This is a genomic window from Ectopseudomonas alcaliphila, assembly GCF_900101755.1.
Lineage (GTDB): Bacteria > Pseudomonadota > Gammaproteobacteria > Pseudomonadales > Pseudomonadaceae > Aquipseudomonas > Aquipseudomonas alcaliphila.
The window spans coordinates 50,508-77,026 of the sequence record NZ_FNAE01000002.1 but is presented as its reverse complement, the minus strand read 5'-3'; the positions used below and the strand labels follow the sequence as shown (position 1 = coordinate 77,026).

23 protein-coding genes are annotated in these 26,519 nt (G+C 65.2%); 10 read left to right on the top strand and 13 right to left on the bottom strand.

The genetic code is table 11. The features are described 5' to 3' along the window. Positions 1-79 precede the first annotated feature (79 nt). The 4 genes from BLR77_RS09120 to zur all read right to left on the bottom strand — a co-directional run bounded on the left by BLR77_RS09120 (position 80) and on the right by zur (position 3,177). Entirely contained in the window at positions 80-919 is an 840-nt protein-coding gene (locus BLR77_RS09120) for a PA5502 family lipoprotein (RefSeq protein ID WP_074676948.1), read from the bottom strand. Positions 920-1,118: 199 nt separating this feature from the next. After that, positions 1,119-1,907, bottom strand: a complete 789-nt coding sequence (znuB, locus tag BLR77_RS09115; protein ID WP_074676946.1) for a zinc ABC transporter permease subunit ZnuB — start codon at positions 1,905-1,907, stop codon at positions 1,119-1,121. Further along, entirely contained in the window at positions 1,907-2,695 is a 789-nt protein-coding gene (gene znuC / locus BLR77_RS09110; RefSeq protein ID WP_074676944.1) for a zinc ABC transporter ATP-binding protein ZnuC, read from the bottom strand. Before znuC ends, znuB begins: the two co-directional genes overlap by 1 nt. Next, complete coding sequence (zur, locus tag BLR77_RS09105; RefSeq protein WP_074676942.1) at positions 2,692-3,177, bottom strand: zinc uptake transcriptional repressor Zur; 486 nt, start codon at positions 3,175-3,177, stop codon at positions 2,692-2,694. Before zur ends, znuC begins: the two co-directional genes overlap by 4 nt. Before the next feature lie 210 nt (positions 3,178-3,387). On the opposite strand from zur, the gene znuA reads away from it, so the two are divergent. Both znuA and BLR77_RS09090 read left to right on the top strand, forming a co-directional pair. Next, complete coding sequence (gene znuA / locus BLR77_RS09095) at positions 3,388-4,371, top strand: zinc ABC transporter substrate-binding protein ZnuA (RefSeq protein WP_074676940.1); 984 nt, start codon at positions 3,388-3,390, stop codon at positions 4,369-4,371. A 430-nt stretch (positions 4,372-4,801) separates the two neighbouring features. Continuing rightward, entirely contained in the window at positions 4,802-6,049 is a 1,248-nt protein-coding gene (locus tag BLR77_RS09090; protein ID WP_074676938.1) for an MFS transporter, read from the top strand. Positions 6,050-6,118: 69 nt separating this feature from the next. Here BLR77_RS09090 and zwf read toward each other — a convergent pair whose 3' ends face one another. Further along, complete coding sequence (gene zwf / locus BLR77_RS09085) at positions 6,119-7,558, bottom strand: glucose-6-phosphate dehydrogenase (RefSeq protein ID WP_074676936.1); 1,440 nt, start codon at positions 7,556-7,558, stop codon at positions 6,119-6,121. Between the two features lie 250 nt (positions 7,559-7,808). Between zwf and hexR the strand changes: the two genes are divergently transcribed. The 4 genes from hexR (at position 7,809) to BLR77_RS09065 (ending at position 11,906) form a co-directional block, all read left to right on the top strand. After that, positions 7,809-8,675 (top strand): transcriptional regulator HexR, encoded by an 867-nt coding sequence (hexR, locus tag BLR77_RS09080; RefSeq protein ID WP_074676934.1) that lies wholly within the window; start codon positions 7,809-7,811, stop codon positions 8,673-8,675. Positions 8,676-8,771: 96 nt separating this feature from the next. Continuing rightward, positions 8,772-8,984 (top strand): PA3496 family putative envelope integrity protein, encoded by a 213-nt coding sequence (locus BLR77_RS09075; protein WP_074676932.1) that lies wholly within the window; start codon positions 8,772-8,774, stop codon positions 8,982-8,984. Between the two features lie 211 nt (positions 8,985-9,195). Next, positions 9,196-9,654 carry a (2Fe-2S)-binding protein gene (locus BLR77_RS09070; protein ID WP_074676930.1) on the top strand — a complete coding sequence of 153 codons (459 nt, stop codon included), beginning with the start codon at positions 9,196-9,198 and terminating at the stop codon, positions 9,652-9,654. Positions 9,655-9,668: 14 nt separating this feature from the next. Beyond that, positions 9,669-11,906, top strand: coding sequence for a xanthine dehydrogenase family protein molybdopterin-binding subunit (locus BLR77_RS09065; protein WP_074676928.1), 2,238 nt, complete (start codon positions 9,669-9,671; stop codon positions 11,904-11,906). Positions 11,907-12,228: 322 nt separating this feature from the next. Here the strand turns inward: BLR77_RS09065 and BLR77_RS09060 are convergent, their stop codons facing one another. Both BLR77_RS09060 and BLR77_RS09055 read right to left on the bottom strand, forming a co-directional pair. After that, positions 12,229-13,419 (bottom strand): XdhC family protein, encoded by a 1,191-nt coding sequence (locus tag BLR77_RS09060; RefSeq protein ID WP_074676926.1) that lies wholly within the window; start codon positions 13,417-13,419, stop codon positions 12,229-12,231. A gap of 71 nt (positions 13,420-13,490) precedes the next feature. Continuing rightward, positions 13,491-14,465, bottom strand: a complete 975-nt coding sequence (locus tag BLR77_RS09055) for a LysR family transcriptional regulator (RefSeq protein WP_074676924.1) — start codon at positions 14,463-14,465, stop codon at positions 13,491-13,493. Positions 14,466-14,619: 154 nt separating this feature from the next. Between BLR77_RS09055 and BLR77_RS09050 the strand changes: the two genes are divergently transcribed. The 4 genes from BLR77_RS09050 (at position 14,620) to BLR77_RS09035 (ending at position 19,515) form a co-directional block, all read left to right on the top strand. Beyond that, positions 14,620-16,035: an acetyl-CoA carboxylase biotin carboxylase subunit gene (locus tag BLR77_RS09050; RefSeq protein WP_074676922.1), complete on the top strand. Its 1,416-nt coding sequence runs from the start codon at positions 14,620-14,622 to the stop codon at positions 16,033-16,035. A gap of 8 nt (positions 16,036-16,043) precedes the next feature. Further along, positions 16,044-17,855, top strand: a complete 1,812-nt coding sequence (gene oadA, locus BLR77_RS09045) for a sodium-extruding oxaloacetate decarboxylase subunit alpha (protein WP_074676920.1) — start codon at positions 16,044-16,046, stop codon at positions 17,853-17,855. Between the two features lie 414 nt (positions 17,856-18,269). After that, a complete protein-coding gene (locus BLR77_RS09040; RefSeq protein ID WP_074676918.1) occupies positions 18,270-19,211 on the top strand; it encodes a sodium-dependent bicarbonate transport family permease in 942 nt (313 codons plus the stop codon). Position 19,212: 1 nt separating this feature from the next. Continuing rightward, entirely contained in the window at positions 19,213-19,515 is a 303-nt protein-coding gene (locus BLR77_RS09035; RefSeq protein ID WP_074676916.1) for a P-II family nitrogen regulator, read from the top strand. 119 nt (positions 19,516-19,634) lie between these two features. On the opposite strand, the gene BLR77_RS09030 is transcribed toward BLR77_RS09035, so the two are convergent. From BLR77_RS09030 to BLR77_RS09005, 6 genes are all read right to left on the bottom strand, one after another. Then, entirely contained in the window at positions 19,635-20,363 is a 729-nt protein-coding gene (locus tag BLR77_RS09030; protein ID WP_074676914.1) for a carbonic anhydrase, read from the bottom strand. A 213-nt stretch (positions 20,364-20,576) separates the two neighbouring features. Continuing rightward, positions 20,577-21,524, bottom strand: coding sequence for a carbohydrate kinase family protein (locus BLR77_RS09025; protein WP_074676912.1), 948 nt, complete (start codon positions 21,522-21,524; stop codon positions 20,577-20,579). 29 nt (positions 21,525-21,553) lie between these two features. Continuing rightward, the gene (gene xylB / locus BLR77_RS09020) at positions 21,554-23,053 is read right to left on the bottom strand and encodes a xylulokinase (protein WP_074676910.1); all 1,500 of its coding nucleotides are present in this window, start codon (positions 23,051-23,053) and stop codon (positions 21,554-21,556) included. Positions 23,054-23,056: 3 nt separating this feature from the next. Beyond that, positions 23,057-24,532 carry a mannitol dehydrogenase family protein gene (locus BLR77_RS09015; RefSeq protein ID WP_074677907.1) on the bottom strand — a complete coding sequence of 492 codons (1,476 nt, stop codon included), beginning with the start codon at positions 24,530-24,532 and terminating at the stop codon, positions 23,057-23,059. A gap of 25 nt (positions 24,533-24,557) precedes the next feature. Beyond that, the gene (locus BLR77_RS09010; protein ID WP_074676908.1) at positions 24,558-25,661 is read right to left on the bottom strand and encodes an ABC transporter ATP-binding protein; all 1,104 of its coding nucleotides are present in this window, start codon (positions 25,659-25,661) and stop codon (positions 24,558-24,560) included. Positions 25,662-25,676: 15 nt separating this feature from the next. Then, on the bottom strand, positions 25,677-26,510 hold the full coding sequence (locus BLR77_RS09005; protein WP_074676906.1) for a carbohydrate ABC transporter permease: 834 nt from the start codon (positions 26,508-26,510) through the stop codon (positions 25,677-25,679). Positions 26,511-26,519 lie beyond the last annotated feature (9 nt).

Here is a 26,519-nt window from a genome sequence, read left to right as displayed (position 1 = left end):
TTAGGCCGAGAAAATCTTTGTTGGCCTATGGTTATTACAAAAAGGCATTACCGATAAGCGGCAGGCCGAAAGCCTGGGTTTAGCTACCTTGCGGGCTCAGCAGCAGGCGCGGTACCTGTTGCGGCGCGACTTTCTGGCTCAACTGCGGACGGAAGCTCGGGTCGAGCTTCTTGATGCGTGCCGAGAGCAGCGCCGCGACCCAGGGGTAATCCTTGGCTTCGCGTACTTCGATGCGCACGGCGCAGCGAAAGGTCACGACATCCGCTGCCACGCTGTCGAGCAGGCGGCGCAGGTTTTCGTTGTCCTGGGTGTCCAGCATGGGCATGGCCACGCTGCTGGTGGCGGCGCTCGGGTCGATCAGGCGCGCTGTGGGCTTGCTCTCGACCACTGGCGTCGGTTGGCTCGCCGGCGTTGCAGCGTCCGCTGTCCTGGCTTGGCGCTCACTGGCCAGACGCTGCTGACGAAGTTGCTCCTGGCGCTCGGCATCGAGCTTGGCAGCGGCCTCGCGTGCCTGTTGCTCGGCGGCCGCCTGGCGCGCCGTGCGGGCGCTGTCGATGGCCTGGTTGAGATCGTGACTCAGGGCCGGGGCCTGCGGCATCAGGCTGCGGGCCTGGCCCAGTGCCTGCGCGGCGCGATCCAGATCGCCCTGTTGCAGCGCTTCGCGGCCCTGCTCCATATAGGCCTCGGCCAGCTGGCGCTGGTACTGCTCCAGACGCGTGTCGCGGCTGGCGCGTTGCTGCAGCGCGCCGAGCTGGCTGCGCGCATCATCGAGACGCTCTTCGGCCAGGCTCAGGTCGAGCTGACGGAAGGCGACGACCAGATCGTCGACCGGCGGGAGGCTGTGCGGCTGGCTGCTCTGGCAACCGGCCAGAAGTAGAACCAGAAAAAGCGGAAGACCACGAAAAGCGAACGACTTCATAACTACGCGTCTCGAATTGTGCAAAAAACGCGCAATCATACAGGTTTACGGCCTCGATTTCACACTGTTCGGGGTCCCGCGCTCATTCACGGGCAAGGGCTAGGGAGAGGGTAGAAAGATGAGCCGTAGCCCGGATGCAATCCGGGAACAACGTGGCGCAGCTGTCCCGGATTGCATCCGGGCTACGCGCGATCCACCGTCACCCGCTGCGCTTGGGTAATGCGAAACTGGCCAGGAACAACGCAGCGGCGCTGACCACGATGGATGGCCCGGCCGGTGTGTCCTGATACCAGGACAGCGCCAGACCACAGCACACCGCCAGCAGGCCGAGCAGGCTGGCGCCCACGGCCATCTGCTCCGGCGTGCGCGCGTGGCGCTGGGCGGCGGCGGCGGGGATGATCAGCAGCGAGGTGATCAGCAATACGCCGACGATCTTCATCGCCACGGCGATCACCACGGCGATCAGCAGCATCAGCGCCAGGCGGATCGCTGCCACCGGCAGGCCTTCGACCCGTGCCAGCTCCTCATGCACGGTGATCGCCAGCAGCGGTCGCCACAGCCAGGCCAGCAGTGCCAGCACCAGGGCACTGCCGCCCATGATCCAGGCCAGATCGGTAGGTCCGACGGCGAGCAGGTCGCCGAACAGGTAGCTCATCAGGTCGATGCGTACGTCATGCATGAAGCTCAGCGCCACCAGACCCAGCGACAGCGTGCTGTGGGCGAGGATGCCGAGCAGGGTGTCGGAGGCCAGCGGCTGGCGCTGCTGCAGGGTGACCAGCAGTACGGCGAGCAAGACGCAGCCGACGGTCACCGTCAGGGTCGGGCTGACGTCGAGCATCAGCCCCAGCGCCACGCCGAGCAGGGCAGCGTGGGACAGGGTGTCGCCAAAATAGGCCATGCGCCGCCACACCACGAAGGAGCCGAGCGGGCCGGCCACCAGGGCCAGGGTCAGGCCGGCGAGCAGGGCGTTGAGCAGGAAATCGGGCATCAGTGTTTGCAACCAGGGCCGTGAACGTGAGCCGGGCCGTGGATGGTCAGGCCTGGCTGAACCACGCCGCCATGCAGGTCGTGAGCGTGGTCATGATGGTGGTGGTAGACGGCCAGGCTCTTGGCGTCCTGGCCGAACAGTTCGATAAAAGCCGGGTCGCCACTGACCTGTTCCGGGTGGCCGGAGCAGCACACATGGCGGTTGAGGCAGACCACCTGGTCGGTGGCGCTCATCACCAAGTGCAGATCGTGCGACACCATCAGCACGCCGCAACCGTGGCGCTCGCGCAGCCGCGAGATCAGCCGGTACAGCTCGGCCTGGCCGGCGACATCGACGCCCTGCACCGGCTCGTCGAGCACCAGCAGTTGCGGCTCGCGCAGCAGGGCGCGGGCCAGCAGCACGCGCTGCATCTCGCCCCCGGAAATGCTCTGCAGCGGGCTGTCGATCACCTGTTCGGCACCGACCTCGGCCAACGCTGCTTGAGCGCGAGTGCGATCCACACCCGGCACCAGGCGCAGGAAACGCAGCACCGACAGCGGCAGGGTGGCATCCACATGCAGCTTCTGCGGCATGTAGCCAATGCGCAGGCGTGGAGTCCGGCGCACGTTGCCCCGTTCTGGTTGCAGCAGGCCGAGCACCACGCGCACCAGGGTGGTCTTGCCGGCGCCATTGGGGCCGATCAGGGTGACGATTTCGCCGGGTTGTACGCTGAGCTGCACGTCATCCAGCACAGGCTGGCCGTTGAAGCTGACAGCGACTCCGTCGAGACGGATCAGCGCTTCGCTCATGCCTTACCCTTGCAGCCTGCACAGAGGCCGACCACTTCCACGGTCTGGCTTTCGACGACGAAACCGACGCCGGCCGCCCCGTCGACGATGGCCTGGCTGATCGCCGGTTGCTCCAGTTCGGTCGCTGCATGGCATGCGCGGCAGATCAGGAACTGGCCCTGATGTGCGTGCTCGGGGTGGCTGCAGCCGACGAAGGCATTGAGCGATGCGATGCGATGTACCAGGCCGTTTTCCAGAAGGAAGTCCAGCGCGCGGTAAACGGTGGGCGGCGCGGCGCGGCGACCGTCTTCGTCGCTCAATACGCCGAGGATGTCATAGGCGCCCAGCGGCTTGTGGCTGGCCCAGACCAGTTCCAGCACGCGTTTGCGCAGGGCGGTCAGGCGCAGGCCTTGGCGGGCGCAGATGGCCTCGGCCTCGGCCAGCGCATGGCTGACGCAGCGGGAGTGGTCGTGTGGGCGTGCAGCCAGGGGTGTGTCGGTCATGGGCAAGGACGGCGATGGGAAGAGACGTTATTATGTTACCCGTTCAGGGCGCCTCTAAAAACTACCTGCGTTGCCATCGCTGCGTTAAAAACAGACTCAAAATGCTCATTTACAGCTCGTAAACTGCGCTTTTTCGCCTGTTTTTGCCTTGCGCTGACTGCCTCGCCTACGTTTTTAGAGGTGCCCTTCAATCCAATCCGAGTATGCCCCGTGTTGCGTCTTTTCTGTCTCTTTACCCTGCTTTTCGTCGCCAGCGCCCAGGCCGAGGTGCGTGTGCTGACCAGTATCAAACCGCTGCAACTGATCGCCGCGGCGGTGCAGGACGGCATCGGCGAACCCGAGGTGCTGCTGCCGCCAGGCGCCTCGCCGCACCACTATGCGCTGCGCCCGTCCGATGTGCGCCGGGTGCGCGATGCCGACCTGCTGTACTGGATCGGACCGGATATGGAAGCCTTTCTGCCGCGTGTACTGAGCAGCCGCGACAAGCCTCAGGTGGCGGTGCAGGATCTGCCCGGCATGACCTTGCGCCATTTCGGCGATAGCCATAGTCATGACGAGCACGAGCACGAGCACGAGCACGAGCACGAGCACGAGCATGAGCATGAGCATGAGCATGAGCATGAGCATGAGCCTGCGGGGAACGACCTGGGCCATGATCATGATCACCGCCCGGGCAGCCTGGATGCCCACCTGTGGTTGGCCGCCGACAACGCCAGGGTGATCGCCGCGCGCATGGCGGCAGACCTGGCCAAGCTGGATGCTGCCAACGCCGCACGTTACGCCGCCAACCTGCAGGCCTTCGAGGCGCGCCTGGACGCGCTCGATGGCCGTATCCGTCCGCAACTGGCCGCCTTGCAGGGCAAGCCGTATTTCGTCTTCCACGAGGCCTTCGACTATTTCGAGGCCGCCTACGGCCTCAAGCACGCCGGCGTGTTCAGCGTGCTGACCGAAGTACAGCCCGGCGCCCGTCACGTCGCTGCGATGCGCAAGACGCTGCAACAGGCTGGCCCCAGCTGCGTGTTCAGCGAACCGCCGCTGCGCCCGCGCCTGGCCGAAACACTCAGCGCCGGTTTGCCGGTGAAACTGGCCGAGCTCGATGCGCTCGGCGGCGCTCTGCCCGTCAATGCCACTGGCTATGAACAACTGCTGGAAAACCTGGCCGGTGGCCTGAGCGAGTGCCTGAATAGCCTGTAAGACCTTTGGTCGCCGTGAACGTTTTTACGTAGCCGGATACAACCCGGGAGCGTGGCAACGGCCCCGGATTGCATCCGGGCTACAACTAACAGCCCGTTGAAAAACTACCTGCGTTGCCATTGCTGCGTTAAAAACAGCCTCACAACCGAAGGTTGAACGCGCTTCAGCGCGGCCCCGAAGGGGTGAGCGAAGCGAATCAAATGCTCATTTACAACAGGTAAACTGCGTTTTTTCGGCTGTTTTTGCAGGGCCGCCATCGGTATTGCACTGGCTGCCTCGCCTACGTTTTTCAACGGCCTGCTAATCGAACGTCCTGCTCTGTGGGAGGGGCTTCAGCCGCGACGAGTCGGGCTACGAACTGTAACCACCGCCTCGTTGCCGCCCGCAGGCGCAAACCACTAGGCTTGCGCTTTTGCCGCGAGCACCTGCCATGTCGCCAACCGCACCTCGTCCGTCCAACGCCACGCTGGTGCTGCTGGCCTCTCTTTATTGCGCGCAGGGTCTGCCTTCCGGGCTGATCGCCCACTCGCTGCCGGTGCTGCTGCGCCAACATGGCGTCGACCTGGCCCTGATCGGCCTGCTCAAGCTGCTGGCGCTGCCTTGGTTGCTCAAGGTGTTCTGGGCGCCCTGGGTCGACCGTCTGGCCTCGCCCCGCCTGGGCCATCACCGTGGCTGGATACTACCGCTACAAAGCGGCGTGATTGTCTGTGTCGCGGCACTGGCGCTGCTCGCCCCGCACACGCTGTTCGGCTCCGGTCTGTGGCTGCTGCTCGGCTTGCTGCTGCTGATCAACCTGCTGGCCTCGACCCAGGACATCGCTACCGATGGCCTCACCGTACGCCTGTTGCCCGAACGTTGGCGCGGCCTGGGCAACAGCCTGCAGGTGGGCGGCTACAAGGTCGGCATGATCGTCAGCGGCAGCGGCCTGTTGCTGGTGATCGACCCGCTGGGCTGGAACCTGGCGCTTGGCCTGCTGGCCGGCCTGATCCTGCTGATGACGCTGCCGATCTGGCTGTTCCCCGAGCGCCGCGTGCTGCCCTTCCAGCCCGCTCTGGCGGAAACCGCCCTCGGCCCGCGCTTGCTGCTGAACCACTATCGCGGCCTGCTGGCGCAGCCCGGCATGCTGCTGTGGTTGGCGGTGGTGCTGACCTTCAAGCTCGGTGACTCGCTCGGCTCACCGATGATCAAGCCGATGCTGGTGGATCAGGGCTGGAGCACCGGGGCGCTTGGCCAGCTGACCCTGATCAGCAGCCTGGCCGGCATCGGCGGCGCCCTGCTCGGCGGCCTGCTCTACGCCCGTATCGGTGTACTGCGCGCGCTGATCCTGTTCGGCGCCATGCAAGCCATCGGCATCGCCGCCCTGGCCTTGCTGGTGGGGCAGGGCGCCAATACCGGGCTGGTCTATGCCGTGACCCTGTTCGAGCAGGTGGCAGACGGTATGTCCACCGTCGCGCTGTTCGCCGCCATGATGCGCATGTGCCGTCCCGAACACGAAGGCGCCGACTTCACCCTGCAGGCATCGGCGCAGGTGTTGTTGACCAATGCCGTTGGTGCAAGCAGCGGCATGCTGGCCAAGTCGCTGGGGTACGAGGGGTTGTTCCTCGGCGCCGGAGTGCTGGGTGTGCTGGTGTTGGGGCTGGTGGTGCTGCACAGCGGCAGCCTCAAGCGGCAAGCCTGAAGCCAGTAGCCCGGATGAAATCCGGGGCGGTGCTGAGAAAGCACCCCGGATTGCATCCGGGCTACGCCTTTATGCCCAGTGCCGACCGTGGCGCTCCAGCAGATGCTGCAGTTGCTCCGGCCCATCGCTGCCGGCCGGATAGGGGCGCGGGCTCTGGTAGTGCTGGTGCCAGCCCTGCAGGATGGGGTCGACCCATTGCCACGCCGCCTCCACTTCATCGCGGCGCATGAACAGCGTCGAGTCACCGTCGATCACGTCGAGCAGCAGACGTTCGTAGGCGTCCCAGCGGCGCTGCTGGTTGAAGGCATTGGCCAGGTTGAGATCCAGCTCCACGGGTTTGAGGTGCATGCCCTTGCCGGGATTCTTGGCCATCAGTTGCAGGCTGATGCGCTCTTCCGGCTGCAGGCGGATCAATAGCTGGTTGGCTTCGCCCTCGTGGAACAGGCGGTGCGGCACCGGTTTGAATTGGATGAGAATCTCCGAGGCCTTCTTCGCCAGGCGTTTGCCGGTGCGCAGATAGAAGGGCACGCCAGCCCAGCGCCAGTTGTCGATCTCCACCTGCACGGCGACGAAGGTTTCGGTGTCGCTGTCATTGTCGACGTTCTTCTCGAAGTAGTAGGCGGGCACGTCATGGCCACCGATCTTGCCGGCGGTGTACTGGCCGCGCACGGTCTTGTCCTGCACGTCGAGGCCGGAGATGGGTTTCAGCGCTTCGAGGATCTTCACCTTCTCGTTGCGCACCGCCTCGGCGTCGAAACGCACCGGTGCTTCCATGGCCACCAGGCACAGCAGCTGCAGCAGGTGGTTCTGGATCATGTCGCGCATGGCGCCGGCCTGGTCGTAGTAGCCGCCGCGGTTTTCCACGCCAAGGGTTTCGCAGACGCTGATCTGCACGTGATCGATATGCCCGGCGCGCCATACAGGCTCGAACAGGGCGTTGGCGAAGCGCAGCGCCATCAGGTTCTGCACGGTTTCCTTGCCCAGATAATGGTCGATGCGAAACACCCGCGCTTCGTCGAACACGGCGCCGATGGCGGTGTTGATCGCTCGTGCCGATTCCAGCGAGTGGCCGATGGGTTTTTCCAGCACGATGCGCGCCGCCGGGCCGGCCAGACCAGCGTTGGCCAGGTGCGCGGCGATGTCTTCGAACAGACTTGGCGCGGTGGCCAGGTAGTAGACCCGCACGCGTTCGTCATCACGCCCCAGGCGCTTGGCCAGACGGCCGAAATCGGCGCTTTGTGCCGCGTCCATGGCGAAGTAGTCGAGGCGCGCGGCGAAGCTGGCCCAGGTGTCGTTGGCGAAATCGGCGCGCGCCACCTGAGCGCGGCAGTGGCGCTCGGCCAGGGCCTGGTAGGACTCGCGGCTGTGGCTGCTGCGGGCCAGGGCGAGGATGCGCACATCGGCGTGCAGGCGTCCTTCGCGGTGCAGGTGATAGAGCGCTGGCAGCAGTTTGTGCAGGGCCAGGTCGCCCGTACCACCGAAGACCAGCATGTCGCAGGGGATGCTCAAGGGAAGACTCCGACTCGTTGTGGCAGGCCGTTGCAAGCTACCTGCGTTTGCGGCAAAGAGGCAGTGAAAACATCGGGCGCGCCCTTGCGCCTGAAAGTTCGTTCAGCGAATTGGCAGCCGCCTGGCTGTGCGCGGGCGCGAGCTATGTAGTATAACTACAAGGTCACTACAACCGCCGACCGCCGATCATAACCGAGCTATGACCCGCCGAGTGCCGCGGTAGACCCTTTTCTGCATAGAGCCTATCTCAGTGAATCTGTTGCAACACATCGCCCAGTCGCGTCACCTGCTGCGCAAGTCCGAGCTCAAGGTGGCCGATCACGTCTTGCTCGATCCTGCATCGGTGATGCACAGCTCCATGGCCGAGCTGGCGCACAGCGTCGGCATCAGCGAGCCGACCATCGTGCGCTTCTGCCGCGCCATCGGTTGCAGCGGCTTCCAGGACCTCAAGCTGAAGCTGGCGCAGAGCCTGGCCGCCGGGGCCAGCTTCGGTCAGTTCGCGATTCACGAGGACGACTCGGTCGCCGACTTCAGCCTGAAGATCTTCGACACCACCCTGCATACGCTGATTGAAGTGCGCGAAAAGCTTGACCCCGAGGCGCTGCAGCGTGCCATCGCCGCCTGCTCGAAGGCGCAGCGCGTGGAGTTCTATGGCTTCGGTGCGTCTGGCGCGGTGGCGGCCGATGCCCAGCACAAATTCTTCCGTTTGCTGCTCAACGCCGCGGCCTATTCCGACCCGCACATGCAGGCGATGAGCGCAGTGACCCTGCAGCCGGGCGACGTGGCGGTGTGCATCTCTCAGTCCGGCCGCTCCAAGGACCTGCTGATCACCGCCAATCTGGTGCGTGAGTCGGGCGCCAGCCTGATCACCCTGTGCCCGAGCCAGACGCCGCTGGCGGAGCTGTCGACCGTCAATCTGGCCATCGACGTGCAGGAAGATACCGAGATCTACACCCCGTTGACCTCGCGCATCGCTCACCTGGTGGTGATCGACGTGCTGGCCATGGGCGTGGCCATGGCGCGCGGGCCGAGCCTGGTCAACCACCTCAAGAGCGTCAAGCGCAGCCTGCGCAGTCTGCGCCTGTCGCCGAAGTCGCTGCGTAACACCGAGGATTGAGAGAGCGGGTTCACCGCCTGTTCATCTTCTCGCCGTCAAAGCGTCATCTCCCCGAGCGAAGCTGGGCGCTCCAGTCCTCGTTCCGGGAGAACCGAGATGCCTCGTATCTTCGATGACGCGCAACTGCACGACCAACCCGACGCCAAGACCCGGCGCAAACTGCAAGACCAGCGCCGCATGGCCTATCGTCGGGCCATCGAGCACTACGCCGAGCAGTGCCAGCTGCAACGCGAACTTGCCGACTTCCCCGAGCTGGTTTCCGCCAGCTACCTCCAGCACGCCGAACCTGCTTCGCGCCGCGCCGCCTGACTTTCTTGTTGCCCTGCCTGCGGGCAGGGCAGTGAGCTTGCCCGATTCTACGAACTTATTGCCCGGTTCTGCCGATCTCAGTGGTCGGCGGCGACAGCAGGTTTTGCGCCCACTACAGTGATGGCCTGGCCCCCTGTGTGCGGGGTTGACCGTGACCACCGGCACGCCATGCCGGAACCATCAGACACCATCAGAACAAGGTGGGCAGACCATGATTACCCTGAATCTCAATGGCAAGGACCATGAGCTGGACGTGGCCGACGACATGCCGCTGCTCTGGGCATTGCGCGACGTGGCCAATCTCACCGGCACCAAGTACGGCTGCGGCATGGCTCTGTGCGGTGCTTGCACGGTGAACGTCGAAGGCCAGCCGACCCGCTCTTGCGTCACCCCGGTATCCGCGGTGGTTGGCAAGCGCATCAGCACCATCGAGGCGGTGGGCGAAGACGCCGTGGGCAAGGTGGTTCAGCAAGCCTGGCGGCAACTGGATGTGGTCCAGTGCGGCTACTGCCAGTCCGGGCAGATCATGGCCGCGACGGCGCTGCTGAGCAGCAACAAGGCGCCGAGCGATGCCGATATCGATGCGGCCATGAGCAGCAACATCTGCCGCTGCGCCACCTATGTGCGGATTCGCGCCGCCATTCACGAAGCTGCCGGCAAGCTGGCCTGAGGAGGCGCATAGACATGGGCAAGATCGAAACCCCCGATAGCGCCACTCGCGGCATCCTCAATGTCAGCCGTCGCACCCTGCTCAAGGGCGCCGGTGGTCTGGCGCTGGGCATCTTCTTCGCGCCGCTGATCCGCGGCATGGACGCGCTGGCGGCCAGCGGCCCGCTGGAGCCGAACGCCTTCGTGCGTATCGACCTCGACGGCACGGTGACCGTCCTGGCCAAACACCTGGAGATGGGGCAGGGCAGCTACACCGGCCTCGCCACCCTGCTGGCCGAAGAGCTGGATGCCGACTGGGACCAGGTGCGCGTCGAGGGCGCGCCGGCCGACGCAAAACGCTACAACAACCTCGCCTTCGGCCCCATGCAGGGCACGGGCGGTAGCACCGCCATGGCCAACTCCTGGGAGCAGATGCGCAACGCCGGCGCGACGGCCAAGGCCATGCTGGTGGCTGCGGCCGCGCAGCGCTGGAGCGTACCGGCCAGCGAGATCAGCGTCAGTCAGGGTGTGCTCAGCCACGCCGGCTCCGGCCGCAGCGCCGGCTTTGGCGAGCTGGTCGAGGCGGCGGCGTCGCTGCCGGTGCCGGAGCAGGTGCAACTCAAGGATCCCAAGGACTTCAAGCTGATCGGCAAGCTCGATCTGCGCCGCAAGGACAGCACCGACAAGACCGACGGCAGCGCCATCTTCACCCAGGACTTCAAGCTGCCCGGCATGCTGGTGGCCATGGTTGCCTATCCGCCGCGCTTCGGCGGTGTGCCGCGCTCGGTCGACAGCAGCAAGGCCAAGGCCGTGCGCGATGTGATCGAGGTGGTGGAGTTTCGCGATCTGCCCCACGGCCGTTCGGGCGTCGCCGTGCTGGCGAAGAACACCTGGGCGGCGCGCCAGGGCCGTGATGCGCTGGTGATCGAGTGGGACGAGAGTCAGGCTTTCACCCTCGGTAGCGAGGAGATTTTCGCCCAGTACCGCGACAGCGCGGGCAAGCCCGGTTTGCCGGCGGCGAGCAAGGGCGACGCCGATGCGGCGCTGGCCCAGGCGGCGAAAACCGTCGAGGCCGACTACGAGTTTCCTTATCTGGCGCATGCGGCGATGGAGCCGATGAACTGTCTGGTGAAACTGTCCAGCGACCGCTGCGAAATCTGGAACGGCGAGCAGTTCCAGACCGTCGACCAGGCCATCATCAGCGGCTACCTGGGCATGACGCCCGAGCAGGTTTCGCTGACCCAGCTGTATGCCGGCGGCAGCTTTGGTCGCCGCGCCAGCTCGGTGTCGGACTACCTGCTGGAGGCGGTGGCCATCACCAAGGCCGCGCGTGACAAGGGCGTGGATGCGCCGGTGAAAATGGTCTGGACGCGCGAGGATGACACCCGTGGCGGTTACTTCCGGCCGTTGTATCTGCACCGCGTGCGCATCGGCCTGGACCAGGGCGGCAAGCTGCAGGCCTGGCACAACCGCATCGTCGGCCAGTCGATCATTGCCGGCACCTCGATGGAGCCGTTCCTGGTCAAGGACGGGATCGACCACACCTCGGTGGAGGGGATTTCCAACCTGTCCTATGCGGTGCCCAACCTGCAGGTGGAGCTGAGCACGCCGACCAATATCAAGGTGCCGGTGCTGTGGTGGCGTTCGGTCGGCCATACCCACACTGGCTTTGTGGCCGAAACCATGATCGACGAGGCCGCAGTCGCTGCAGGGCAGGACCCTTACGCCTTCCGTCATGCGTTGCTGGAAAGTCATCCGCGTCACCGTGGTGCGCTGGAGCTGGCCGCCAAGCAGGCTGGCTGGGACAAGCCGTTGGCGGCGGGTGCCGAAGGCGAGAAGCGCGGGCGGGGTATTGCCGTGCACGAATCCTTCGGCTCCTTCGTGGCGCAGGTCGCCGAGGTTACGGTGAAGAGCGATGGCAGTTACCGTCTGGATCGTGTGGTGTGCGCCGTGGACTGTGGCATCGCCATCAACCCGGATGTGATCAAGGCGCAGATGGAGGGCGGCATCGGCTTCGCCCTGGCGGCCGCCCGGCACAGCGCGATCACCTTGAAGGAAGGGCGGGTCGAGCAATCGAACTTCCACGACTTCCAGGTGCTGCGCATGAACGAGATGCCTAAGGTCGAGGTGCATATAGTGCCGTCGGCGGTGAATCCGACCGGTGTCGGTGAGCCGGGTGTGCCGCCGCTGGCGCCAGCCCTGGCCAACGCGCTGTTCGCCGCCACCGGTGTGCGCCTGCGCAAGTTGCCGTTCCCGGCGCAGATCAAGGCCTGAGGCTTGGTGCGGTAAACACGACGCCCGGGGCTGTGCCCGGGCGTTTTTGTTTGTGGGGGGCTGTGGGAGGCGCTTTCGGCTCTGGCATCCTGCTTCGCTCTACCTCCTTCATCCATGCAGTCGTAGCGGCGAGTTTTTTGGGGCTGGTCGCGGCTGAAGCCCCTCCCACAGAACCACGTCAGGCGGTCGAGCGGACTTGATCTGGGCTAGAGCTTGCTTTGTGTAGGAGCCGCTTCTGCGGCGAGCTTTTGCGATCGATCGCGGCTGAAGCCGCTCCTACGGAGGTGGCGGGCAGTAGCCCGGATGCAATCCGGGGCTTCGATCAGGAGGCGGTCAGTCTGGCCGCAGTTTCGATATCGCTGCAATTCTGCGCCGTTGGCGTATGGATCGCCGCCTGGCGATGCTTGAGCATGCCGCCTGTGCGCTGGTTAATGGCGGCGGTCATCTCGGCGAGAATCGCCGTGGCCACGCTTTCCGGCGTATCGCCGCCGATGTCCAGGCCGATGGGGTAGTGCAGGCGCTCCAGTGCCGGCAGGTGCGCGTTGCTGTGCTGGCGGATCTCCTCCAGCAGGCGCTCGGTGCGGTCACGCGGCCCCAATTGGCCGATATAGGCCGGCGCGCCCTGCAGTACGCTGCCCAGCCAGTGACGATCCTGGCTGTAGCTGTGGCTCATGATCGCCACCATGGCGCCGTCGGTGAGCGCGTGCAGGTCATAGGGCGGCCGCGTATCGACCTGCAATACGGTGTCGGCGTCGGGAAAGCGTTCGGCGCGGGCGAAATGGGCGCGGCCGTCGACCACCGTGACGTGCCAGTCCAGCAGCTTGGCCATATGCGTCAGCGGCTGCGCATCATGGCCGGCGCCGAAGATCACCAGGCGCCGCTGTGGTGCCAGGTATTCGCAGAACACCTCGATCTCGCCGCGCGCATCGCGGTAGCTGCGCAGTGAGGAGTGGCCATCGATCAGGGTTCGCTGCAGGTCGGCGCGAACTTCAGCGTCGAGTTCCGGGGCAAGCAGACGGCCGCTGTCGGTCAGCGATGGATGCAGGCACAGGCGATCGCCGACACGCACGCGGGCGTTGCGATAGCTACCTATCACCGTGGCGACCGCCCCGGCCTGTCCGCTTTCGCGCACCTGGCGCAGCAACTCGAGCACCGCCAGCGGCTTTTCCGCGCTGTGGCGCTCGAGCAGTACGTGCACGGTGCCGTTGCAGCCGAGGCCGAAGGTCAGCGCAGCGTCCTGGTCGTCATCGTCGTCCTGGGTAGCGGTGCTGTAACGGCGGATCACGGCTTCGCCGCTGTCAGTCAGCCACCAGGCCTTCTTCGCCACTTCCGACTCCAGGCAGCCGCCACTGATGGTGCCCACGGTGCCGCCATACAGCGGAATCAGCATGCGCGCGCCGGGGCGGCGGTAGGCCGAGCCTTCGACCTTGACCACGGTGGCGAGCACGGCCTGGCCGTTGTCACGTTCGAGTGCGCGCAGGGCACCGAGCAGGGCGCTGATTCCCGACAGCATAGGTTTCTCCCAGGCAGGTTTTGGTGGAGCGATCCCAGGCTGGCAATGTCCCGTATCTCGGTTAAGAGGGGCTAGGCCGATCCTGCGAGATTCTTGCCCGATCCTGCGTGGCTGGGCTGGAAACGCTCGGCCAGTTTGATGATCTGCGCGCGCTCGGTGCGGATGAAGTCGACGAAGGCCTGGGCCACCGGTGACAGACGTCGGCCACGGATGTTCACCACGCACCAGCTGCGTTGCAGCGGCAGCTCGGCCACCGGCAGTTCGCGCAGCAGGTCATGCTGCAATTCCAGGCGCACGGCATGGCGCGGCAGCAGGGCGATGCCGAGGCCGGCCAGCACCGATTCGCGCTGCGATTCCAGCGAGCCGATTTCCAGCGTATTCGGGAAGTGCGCACGTTTCTGGTGGCAGTATTCCTCACAGGCGCGGCGGGTGCCCGAGCCGCTTTCGCGAATCAGCAGCGGGTAGGGGGTGAGGTCCTGCAATTGTAGGCTGTCCGCCTCGCACAGGGGGTGATCCGGCGGCGCCACGGCAATGATCGGGTTGTTGAGGAAGGGCATGAAGTCCAGCGCCATGTCCTGCGGGACCTGGCTCATGATCATCAGGTCGTCGCGGCTCTGGGTCAGGCGGCGGACCACCAGCGCGTGATTGACCACCGTGAGATTCAGGCTTACTTCCGGGTATTGGCGGCGAAATTCGGCGAAAAGGTGAGGAATGAAATATTTCGCGCTGGATTCGACGCACAGGTTGAGCTGACCCTGCAACGAGCCCTGCAGGTCGGACAGCTGCATGTCCAGGCTCTCCAGGCGGCCGAAGATATCGCTGCTGGCGCGTTTGAGTGCCTCGGCGGCTTCGGTCAGATAGAGCTTCTTGCCGACGTACTCGAACAGCGGCTGGCCGACCAGTTCCTCCAACTGACGAATCTGCAGGCTCACGGCCGGTTGGGTCAGCGCCATCTCCTCGGCGGCGCGGCTGTAGGAGCCGTGTTCGCACACGGCACGGAACACCTGAAGCTGGCGCAAGGTCATGCGCAGCAGGGTTTTACGCACGGTTTCGTCCTCGTTCGATCAATCCATAAGTAATTACTTATGCATGATCAAATAATTATTCATTTTTGTTAATTCGTATAGCCGGATAGGGTTTCACCACCTTTGCAACCAACTGTTGCAGCGGCCCTTGCAGCTCTGCGCTGAGGATTGGATCGTGATAAGAAAAATACTGATCGCCAACCGTGGTGAGATTGCCGTCCGCATCGTGCGGGCCTGCGCCGAGATGGGCATCCGCTCGGTGGCGATCTACTCCGATGCGGACCGCCATGCCCTGCACGTCAAGCGTGCCGACGAGGCGCACAGCATTGGTGAAGATCCGCTGGCCGGCTATCTGAACCCGCGCAAGCTGGTCAATCTGGCCGTGGAAACCGGTTGCGATGCGCTGCATCCCGGTTACGGCTTTCTTTCCGAGAACGCAGAACTTGCAGACATCTGCGCCGAACGCGGGATCAAATTCATAGGTCCGAGCGCGGAAGTCATCCGCCGCATGGGCGACAAGACCGAAGCGCGCCGCAGCATGATGGCCGCTGGCGTGCCCTGCACCCCCGGCACCGAAGGCAACGTCGCCGACCTGGCCGAGGCCCTGCGCGAGGCCGAGCGCATCGGTTACCCGGTGATGCTCAAGGCCACCTCCGGTGGTGGCGGTCGCGGCATTCGCCGTTGCAACAGCCGCGAGGAGCTGGAACAGGCCTACCCGCGGGTGATCTCCGAGGCAACCAAGGCCTTCGGCAGCGCGGAAGTCTTCCTGGAAAAGTGCATCGTCAATCCCAAGCATATCGAGGCGCAGATTCTCGCCGACAGCTTCGGCAATACCGTGCACCTGTACGAGCGCGACTGCTCGATCCAGCGCCGTAACCAGAAACTCATCGAAATCGCCCCCAGCCCGCAGCTCACCCCCGAGCAGCGCGCCTATATCGGTGACCTGGCGGTGCGCGCCGCGCAGGCTGTGGGTTACGAGAACGCCGGTACCGTGGAGTTCCTGCTCGCCGAAGGCGAGGTGTACTTCATGGAGATGAACACCCGGGTACAGGTGGAGCACACCATCACCGAGGAAATCACCGGCATCGACATCGTTCGCGAGCAGATCCGCATCGCCAGCGGCCAGCCGCTGTCGGTCAAGCAGGAAGACATCATCCACCGTGGTTATGCCCTGCAGTTCCGCATCAACGCCGAGGACCCGAAGAACAACTTCCTGCCCTCGTTCGGCAAGATCACCCGTTACTACGCGCCTGGCGGCCCCGGCGTGCGTACCGATACGGCGATCTACACCGGCTACACCATTCCGCCCTATTACGACTCGATGTGCCTGAAGCTGATCGTCTGGGCGCTGACCTGGGAAGAGGCGATGGACCGTGGCCTGCGCGCGCTGGATGACATGCGCGTGCAGGGTGTGCGCACCACCGCGCCCTATTACCAGGAAATCCTGCGCAATCCGGAATTTCGCAGCGGTCAGTTCAACACCAGCTTCGTCGAAAGCCACCCGGAGCTGACCCAGTACTCGATCAAGCGCAACCCGTCGCACCTGGCCATCGCCATCGCCACCGCCATCGCTGCCCACGCGGGCCTGTAGGGGACATCATGAGCAAGAAGATCACCGTTACCGATACCGTCCTGCGCGATGCCCACCAGTCGCTGCTGGCCACGCGCATGCGCACCGAAGACATGCTGCCGATCTGCGACAAGCTCGACCGCGTTGGCTACTGGTCGCTGGAAGTCTGGGGCGGCGCCACCTTCGATGCCTGCGTGCGCTTTCTCAAGGAAGACCCGTGGGAGCGCCTGCGCCAGCTCAAGGCCGCGTTACCCAACACCCGCCTGCAGATGCTCCTGCGCGGGCAGAACCTGCTCGGCTACCGCCACTACAGCGATGACGTGGTCAAGGCGTTCGTGGCCAAGGCCGCGGTCAACGGCATCGACGTGTTCCGCATCTTCGACGCGATGAACGACGTGCGTAACCTGCGTGTGGCCATCGAGGCGGTCAAGGCCGCCGGCAAGCACGCCCAGGGCACCATCGCCTATACCACCAGTCCGGTGCATACCACCGAGGCTTTCGTCGCCCAGGCCAAGGCCATGCAGGCGATGGGCATCGACTCCATCGCCATCAAGGACATGGCCGGGCTGCTCACGCCCTATGCCACCTTCGCGCTGGTCAAGGCGCTGAAAGGCGAAGTCGACCTGCCGGTGTTCATCCACAGTCACGACACCGCCGGTCTCGGTTCGATGTGCCAGCTCAAGGCCATCGAAGCCGGTGCCGACCACATCGATACCGCCATCTCCAGCCTGGCCTGGGGCACCAGCCATCCGGGTACCGAGTCGATGGTCGCCGCGCTCAAGGGCAGCGAGTTCGACACCGGTCTCGACCTGGAGCTGATCCAGGAAATCGGCATGTATTTCCACGCCGTGCGCAAGAAGTACCACCAGTTCGAGAGCGAGTTCACCGGCGTCGATACCCGCGTGCAGGTCAACCAGGTGCCGGGCGGGATGATTTCCAACCTGGCCAACCAGCTCAAGGAACAGGGCGCGCTGAACCGCATGAACGAAGTGCTGGACGAGATTCCGCGCGTACGCGCCGACCTCGGCTTCCCGCCGCTGGTGACACCGACCTCGCAGATCGTCGGTACCCAGGCGTTCTTCAACGTGCTGGCCGGCGAACGCTACAAGACCATCACCAACGAAGTGAAGCTGTACCTGCAGGGCCGCTACGGCAAGGCGCCGGGCAAGGTCGACGAGCAACTGCGCAAGCAGGCCATCGGCAGCGAGGAAGTGATCGACGTGCGTCCGGCCGACCTGCTCAAGCCCGAGCTGGCACGCCTGCGTGAAGAGATCGGCAGCCTGGCCAAGTCCGAAGAAGACGTGCTGACCTTCGCCATGTTCCCTGATATCGGGCGCAAGTTCCTCGAAGAGCGTGCTGCGGGCACCCTCAAGCCGGAAGAGCTGCTGCCCATGCCCAATGGCCAGGGCAAGGCGGCGCCGGTGGGCGGTGAAGGTGTGCCGACCGAGTTCGTGGTCGACGTGCACGGCGAAAGTTACCGCGTCGACATCACCGGTGTCGGCGTCAAGGGAGACGGCAAGCGCCACTTCTACCTGTCCATCGACGGCATGCCGGAAGAGGTGGTGTTCGAGGCGCTCAATGAATACGTCGCGGGTGCTGGCGGCAAGCGCAAGCAGGCCGGCGCGCCGGGCGACGTGTCCACCACCATGCCGGGCAACATCGTCGATGTGCTGGTCAAGGAAGGTGACACGGTCAAGGCTGGTCAGGCGGTGCTGATCACCGAAGCGATGAAGATGGAAACCGAAGTGCAGGCGCCGATCGCCGGTACCGTCAAGGCCGTTCACGTGGCCAAGGGCGACCGCGTCAATCCAGGCGAAGTACTGGTGGAAATCGAAGGTTAACCTCTATGGAGCCCGGCCTGTTGGATGGGCAAGTTTGACGGGGCGTATAACCCGGGCTCCTTTTTTTATTCAGCGCCACGGCGCACGTTTGTCCCGGGGGCCGCAAGGCTCCCTTTTTTTGCACGGCACATCCATGTGCTTCACCCCTTCGGGGCCCCCGCGCAAAACGCTCCCGGCGTTTTTGTGACTCGTCAGCGCGGGGGAGAGGCCGGACATGCCGGCTAAGCTTTCCGGTCATGCTCCGGCGCTTCGCCTTCGTGGCGTGGCAAAGCAGGGCGATCAGCACCGCCCTGTGCCGGGGCATGGCCCTTTCCTTTGCGTATGTGTAGGGTGCGCCGTGCGCCCGAGACAGGCGGTGAATAGAGTGACTGGTGCGCACAACGCGCCCTACGACGTTGGCGGAGGTGAGCTGAAGTGGGTCTGGATCCGGTGGTGCTGTTTTTCGTTTTCGGCCTGGTCGCCGGGCTGCTCAAGAGCGAGCTGAAACTGCCGGCGGCGTTGTACGAGACGCTGTCGATCATCCTCTTGCTGGCCATCGGGCTGCACGGCGGGGTAGAGCTGGCGCAGCAGGCCAGCCTGCAGCTGCTGGGTCAGTCGGCGCTGGTACTGGCGCTCGGCGTACTGCTGCCGATCCTGGCGTTCGTCCTGCTGCGCGGCCTGCGTTTCGACCGCGTCAATGCCGCGGCGGTGGCGGCGCACTACGGTTCGGTCAGCGCCGGTACCTTCGCCGTGGTGGTGGCCTACATGCTGGCCAAGGGCGTCGAGTTCGAGAGCTATATGCCGCTGTTCGTGGCCATCCTGGAAATTCCGGCGATCCTGGTCGGTATCGTCCTGGCCAAGGGCATTTCGCGCGAGACCCACTGGGGCGAACTGGGCCGCGAGATCTTCCTCGGCAAGAGCATCATGCTGCTGCTCGGCGGCCTGGTGATCGGCGCCATCGCTGGCAAGGAGGCGATCAAGCCGCTGGAGCCGCTGTACACCAGCATGTTCAAGCCGGTGCTGGCGTTCTTCCTGCTGGAGATGGGCCTGATCGCTTCCGGCCAGCTTGGCGCGCTGAAACAGTTCGGCCTGCGCCTGGTCGGCTTCGCCCTGTTGATGCCGCTGCTCGGGGCGCTGATCGGTGCCCTGCTGGCGCGCTTCATGGGCCTGAGCCTGGGCGGCACGGCGATGCTAGCCACGCTCGCGGCCTCGGCGTCCTACATTGCGGTGCCGGCGGCCATGCGCCTGGCCTTGCCCGAGGCCAATCCGTCGCTGTCGCTGACCGCCTCGCTGGGGATAACCTTCCCATTCAATATCCTGATCGGCATTCCGCTATACCTGGCGCTGGCCGAACGACTGATCGCCTGGGGGTTCTGAGATGAACGCACATAGCCGCACCCTGCTCGCCGTGATCTGCGAGGCGGCGCTGGAGAAGCGTCTGCTGGCCGATCTGGAAACACTCGGCGCACCCGGCTGGACCATATCCGACGCCCGTGGCCGTGGACACCGCGGCGTACGCAGCGCCGGCTGGGACACCGAAGGCAACATCCGCCTGGAAATCATCTGCAACCGCGAGCTGGCCGAGCGCATCGCCGAGCATCTGCAGGCGCGCTACTACGACCACTTCGCCATGGTCTGTTACCTGGCGCAGGTGGAAGTGCTGCGTGGGGAGAAGTTCTAAGGCGCATCAGGGAGCGGAGCCGCCTGGGCGCTGAAGCTCCAGGAGGAGCGTCGCGGCTAAAGCCCCTCCCACGTTCACGGTGCGTTTTGTGGGAGGGGCTTTAGCCGCGAGCCTGTGTATCAGCTCTGTGGATAGCGCGCGCGCGGCGTGGCCATCGGCACCTTGTCACCATCGAGCGGCAGGAAGCCGCCCAGTTCGGCGTCGTAGGCTTTGATCTGACTGGTTTCGATGTCATACACCCAGCCGTGGATGAACAGCTGACCGCGCGCCAGCTTCGCCGCCACCGAGGGGTGGGTGCGCAGGTGGTCGAGCTGGGCTACCACGTTCTCTTCGGTGAGCACGGCCAGGGCTTCCTGGTCGTTGCCGCAGTTGCAGTTCTCCGCTACCACCGTGCGTGCCACTTCGGCATGACGCAGCCAGGCCTTTACCGTGGGCATGGTTTCCAGCGAGGCCGGGTTGAGGACTGCCTTCATCGCGCCGCAGTCGGAGTGGCCGCAGATGACGATGTGTTGCACGCCCAGGGCCATCACCGCGTATTCGATGGCGGTGGAGACGCCGCCCATCATCTGCCCGTAGGCCGGTACCACGTTACCGACGTTGCGGTTGACGAACAGGTCGCCTGGCGAGCTCTGGGTGATCAGCTCCGGCACCACGCGCGAGTCGGCGCAGGTGATGAACATGGCGCGTGGGTTCTGTGCAGTGGCGAGCTTCTTGAACAGTTCTTCCTGCTGCGGGAACACTTCATGACGAAAGCGTTTGAAACCATCGACGATGCTCTGCAGCGCCTGCTCGGCGGTTTCGTTGCCCTCGTGGGCCTGAAGCGGAATTACCTGATGTTTGTAAGGCATGCCCTGAACCTCGTTGTTATCGAAAATACGCTGCTAGAACGACAGCCGCAGCGGGGGGCGAGTCACACGCCAAGTGTCGCCTCCGCTCGAAGGTGCGACAACCTGAAGGTTCATGTAGTTGCTACCAAGTGTCGGTTTACCGGCGTCGCGCGCCTGAAGGATGGGCACGCCGATGTCGCGAGACGCCGCAGCGCAGGGCGCCTGACACCCTGTTCAGCGTGCGCTTTGCCGCTCCAGTTCATGCAGGTAGGGCAGGTCGGGGCCAACCCGCGAGCAGGTCAGTGCGGCGGCTTCGATGGCCAGGCGCAGCATGTCGTCGATCTGCGCGCGGCTCAGCGTCGCCAGCCCTTGCGGGCTGTCCAGCTGATGGCGCGCCAGATAACTGAGCAGCGCGGCCTGGAAGGTGTCGCCGGCGCCGACGGTGTCGCGGGTGTGTACCGCTATCGCCGGCGCTGACCAGTGGCCGTGGCGGCTGTGGACGCTGGCGCCTTCACTGCCATGGGTGAGGAACACCAGCTGGCAGCGCTCGTTGCGCCAGCTCGCCGCGACCTGCTGCGGGTCGCGCTCGGGGTACAGCAGCTGCAGATCTTCTTCGCTGACCTTGATCAGGTGCGCGTAGCGGGCGAAGGTCTCGACGCGCTCGCGCCAGTGGGCGATATCCGGTGCCGGACCGAGACGCACGTTGGGGTCGAGGCTGATCAGGCGCTGCTGGTGTTCGCGCTGCACCAGCTGCAGCAGCGTGTTGGCCACCGGCTCCACCACCAGCGAGAAGGAGCCGACATGCAGGCCACGCACCCGTGCATCGAGTGTCGGCAGGTGCTCGGCGAGCAGCTGGCGGTCGGCGCAGCCTTCGCCACGGAAGGAATACTGCGGCGAACCGGCGGCGTCCAGGCCGACCATCGCCAGGGTGGTCGGCGCATCACTGGCGATCAGGTAGGCATCGTTCACGCCCTCGTCGCGCAGCACCTGGCGCAGGCGTTGGCCCAGGCTGTCCGAGGAAATCCCGGTGAACAGCGCCGAGTCGGCGCCCATGCGGCGCAGGCCTAGCGCCACGTTGAACGGCGAGCCGCCGGCAATGGCCTTGAAGGCCAGCTCATTGCCACGCCCACCGTCGCTCTGGATGAACACATCGAACAGCGCTTCGCCACAGACCAGGTACATATGCCTCTCCGTCTAGAGTCGTGGCGCTCTCACGCCGGTTTGCTCTCGGCAAGCCGGCTGACCTGCTCGCGGTAGCGTTGATAGACCTCTTCGTACTGCGCCGTGCGCGCCGGGTCGGGCCGGGTTTGCGTGCTGGCATCGAGCTGCACGCAGCGCTCGCACAGCGCGGCCAGTTGCGCCTGGCTCGGTGTGCCCGGGCTCAGGCACCAGGCGGCCTGGATCGCGGCGCCCAGCGCGGCGGCTTCGGTGTGCTGCGGGCAGACCAGTGGTGTGCCCATGATGTCGGCGATCACCTGGCGCCACACCGGGCTCTTCGCCGCGCCGCCGATCAGGCGGATGGTCTGGCTCTGCAGACCGCTGGCGCGCAGCAGGTCGAGGCCGTAGCGCAGGCCGAAACTGGTGCCCTCGACCACTGCTCGACACAGATTGGCGCGGGTCAGGTTGTCGCTGTCCATGCCCTGCAGGCTGGCGCGCGAGCGGGGCAGGGCCGGCACCCGTTCGCCATTGAAGAACGGCAGCATGAGCAGGCCCCCGGCGCCGATGGGCGATTGCTCGACCAGAGCGCCGAAGGCCTGGATGTCCAGCTCCAGCAGTTGCTGGATCAGCCCCGTGGCGCTGGTCAGGTTCATGGTGCAGATCAGCGGCAGCCAGCCGCCGGATGACGAGCAGAAGGTCGCCACCTGCGCATGCGGGCTGACCATCGGCTGATCGCTGTAGGCGTAGAGCGTGCCGGAGGTGCCCAGGCTCATGGTGATCGCGCCGGGGCAGATATTGCCGGTACCGATGGCGCCCATCATGTTGTCGCCGCCGCCGCTGGACACCACGGCATCCGGGTTCAGGCCCAGTTGCCCGGCGATCTGTGGGCGGATGCGGCCTACCGGCTGATCCGACTCGATCAGCTCTGGCAGCGCGTTGCAAAGGCGCCCGCTGGGGTCGATGAAATTCAGCAGTTCGCGATCCCAGCTGCGCGTGCGCACGTTGAAATAACCCGAGCCGGAGGCGTCGCCGTACTCGCTGCAGGCACGCCCGGTAAGCCAGTGGTTGAGGTAGTCGTGGGGCAGCAGGATATGGGCGATGCGGGAGAAGACATCGGGGTGCTGCTCCCGGGTCCAGAGCAGTTTGGATACCGTGTAACCCGGCGCGATGGCCAGCCCCAGGCGCTGCAGCGAACCGGCCTCGCCGCCGAGATGATCGAGCAGGCGCTGGTTCTCCGGGGTCGACTCGGTGTCGCACCAGAGCTTGGCCGGGCGCAGCACCGCGCCCTGTTCATCGAGCAGCACCAGACCATGCTGCTGGCCGGATACGCCGATACCGAGAATCCGCTCGCCGCTGATTCCCGCGGCTGTCAGCGCCTGGCGGGTCGCCTGCGCGAAGGCGTCCAGCCATTGCTGTGGCTGCTGTTCGCGGCGGCCGTTGGCAGCGCTCTGCAGGGTGTGGCTGGCGCTGCCGGCGCCGAGCACTTGGCCGCTGCCTGCATCCAGTATTAGCGCCTTGGTGCCCTGGGTGCCGCAGTCGATACCGAGGTACATGGCTCAGTCGCCCAGCAGGGTCTGCAGGGTGCGGGTTACGCCGAGCTTGCGCAGGCTGTCGTAACACAGCTCGAAGGCGGCGACGAACGCTGCCGACTGCGGGATCGCCGTGCCGAAGATCGCCTCGACGCCCAGTACCCGCTCGCGTACCTGGTCGTCGTCGGCCACCAGCGCCTGGCAGAACTCGGCGCGCGGATCGGGAATACGATAGCGCGTGCCGTTCTCGTCGACACCCTTGAGGTACAGCGCCCAGGCCGCGACCACCAGTGCCGCGCGCTCCAGCGGCCGACCGTCCTCGATCAGGCGGTTGAGGGTCGGCACGATGAACTTGGGAAACTTCGACGAGCCATCCGAGCAGACGCGTTCGAGCTGGTCGGCGATGGCCTGGTTGGAGAAGCGCTCGATCAGCGTGTCCTTGTAGGTGTTCAGGTCGATGCCCGGCACCGGCGCCAGCTGCGGGGTCACGTCCAGATCCATGAATGCGCGCACGTAGCGGCGCAGCAGCGGATCGTTCAGGGTCTCGTGGACGAAGCGATAGCCCTTGAGAAAGCCCAGGTAGGTCAGCGCCAGGTGGCTGCCATTGAGCAGCTTGATCTTCATCTCCTCATAGGGCGTGACATCGTCGGTGAACTGCACGCCGACCTCTTCCCAGGCCGGGCGGCCGCTGACGAACTTGTCCTCCAGCACCCATTGCACGAAGGGCTCGCAGACCACCGGCCAGGCGTCGTCGACGCCATGCTGCTCGGCCAGTTGCTGGCGATGGGCGGCGCTGGTCATCGGCGTGATGCGGTCGACCATGGCATTGGGAAAGCTCACGTGATGGTCGATCCAGCTGGCCAGCTCATGGTCGGCTAGGTGGGCGAAGGCCAGCAGCGCCTTGCGCGTGACATCGCCGTTGTGTGGCAGGTTATCGCAGGACATCAGGGTGAAGGCCGGAATGCCGGCGGCGCGACGTTTGGCCAGGGCGGCGCAGAGAAAGCCGAACACGCTCTGCGGTGATTCGGGGTGGCGCAGGTCGTGGGCGATAGCGGGTAGCTCGGCGAGAAATTCGCCGGTGCTGTCGTCGATGCAGTAACCGCCCTCGGTGATGGTCAGTGAGACGATACGAATCGCCGGGTCGGCCAGTTTGTCGATCAGCGCTTGCGGTGACTCTTCGGCCAGCAGCATGTCGTTGATCGCACCGATCACCCGCACCGGCAGGTTCGGCTCGTCGCCCAGCTCGACCAGGGTGTAGAGGTAATCCTGGCTGGCCAGGGCATCGCGCATGGCGCGGTCCTCACTGCGCACGCCGACCCCGCAGATAGCCCAGTCCAGCGCCAGGCCCTGGTTCATCAGGGCGTCTGTGTAAACTGCCTGGTGGGCGCGGTGAAAGCCGCCGACGCCGAAATGGGCGATGCCGGTGCGAATCATGTCGGCGGTGTAGCCGGGCAGCGCGACGGCGCCGCCAAGCCGGGAAAGCTGCTGGCGATTGAGTTTCATCTGGAACATCCCGTATGGAGCGGCGTCAGGCAGCCTGCTGCAGTGGTTTGGCGACGGCCTGGCCATCGGCGTCGAAGAGGTGGCAGTGCGCCGTGTCGAAATCCAGCGTCAGGGCATCGCCATAACGCGGCGCGAAGTCGCCGCGTACGCGCACCGTGAGCATCTCGCCCGAGGTGCAGCGCACGTGGCAGAAGGTGTCGCTGCCCAGGCGCTCGCTGACGTCGGCGGTCACCTGCATGCGGCCCGCGCCGGTGCTGACCACGTTGAGGTGTTCCGGGCGCACGCCCAGGGTCACGCTGCTGCCGACACTGAGGCCGGCGGCGGACAGCGGCAGCGTCAGGTGCGTGCCGCACTCCAACTGCACGTCGCAGCTGTCGGCCCCGACGCTGTTCAGGGTGCCGCGCAGAAAGCCCATCTTCGGCGTGCCAAGAAAGCCGGCGACGAACAGGTTGGCCGGGTGGTGGTACAGCTCCAGCGGCGAACCGACCTGCTCGACGCGACCGCCATTGAGCACCACCACCTTGTCGGCCAGGGTCATGGCTTCGACCTGGTCGTGGGTCACGTAGATCATGGTCGCCTGCAGGTCCTTGTGCAGCCGCGCCAGCTCCAGGCGGGTCTGCACGCGCAGGGCGGCGTCGAGGTTGGACAATGGCTCGTCGAACAGAAAGATCTTCGGGTTGCGCACGATGGCGCGGCCGATGGCCACGCGCTGGCGCTGGCCGCCGGATAGCTGCTTGGGTTTGCGTTCGAGCAGCGCCTCCAGCTGCAGGATGCGCGCGGCGTTGGCGACCTTGGCTTCGATCTCCTGCTTGCCCACCCGGGCCAGGTCGAGGGCGAAGGACAGGTTCTTGCGCACGGTCATGTGTGGGTACAACGCATAGGTCTGGAACACCATGGCCAGGTCGCGGCGCGCCGGAGCCATGTCGGTGATGTCCTGGCCATCGAGTTCGATATGGCCGCTGCTGACTTCCTCGAGCCCGGCGATCAGGCGCAGCAGGGTGGACTTGCCGCAGCCCGAGGGGCCAACGAAGACCACGAACTCGCGGTCGTGGATGTCCAGGTCGACGCCCTGGATGATTGCCGTGCCGTCGAAGCCTTTTTGCAGATTGCGGATCTTCAGATCAGCCATATGGAAGGTCTCCCGTTATTTCACCGCGCCGAAGGACAGGCCGCGTACAAGTTGTTTTTGGCTGATCCAGCCGACGATCAGGATGGGCGCGCAGGCCAGGGTCGAAACGGCGGAGAGCTTGGCCCAGAACAGGCCCTCGGGGCTGGAGTAGGAGGCGACCAGGGCGGTCAGCGGGGCGGCGGCGGAGCTGGTCAGGTTGAGCGACCAGAACGCTTCGTTCCAGCACAGGATCAGCGACAGCAACATGGTCGAGGCCAGGCCGCCGCGAGCGATCGGCAGCAGCACGCGGACGATCTCCTGCCAGGTGGTGGCGCCATCCAGGCGCGCCGCTTCGAGGATGTCCACGGGGATGTCCTTGAAGTAGGTGTACACCATCCACACGATGATCGGCAGGTTGATCAGGGTGTAGATGATGATCAGCGCCACGCGCGAGTCGAGCAGGCCGAACTGCTTGGCCAGCAGGTAGATCGGCACCAGCACGCCAACCGGCGGCAGCATCTTGGTCGATAGCATCCACAGCAGCGTGCGCTTGGTGTGGCGCGTTTCGAAGAAGGCCATGGAGTAGGCGGCCGGCACCGCCAGAAGCATGCACAGCAGCGTCGCCGAGAGGGAGATCAGCACCGAGTTCCAGGCGAAGGCGAAGTAGTCGCTGCGCTCGTTGATGTGCAGGTAGTTCTCCAGCGTCGGGGTGAAGATGAACTGCGGCGGCGTGGCGAAGGCGTCGATCTCGGTCTTCAGGCTGGTCAGCACCATCCAGAAGATCGGGAAGAAGATCACCGCGGCAATCGCCCAGGCCAGCGTGCCGATGAACAGGCTTTGCAGGCGACGGGACTGTTTGAGTGTCAGCATGTCGGCGCC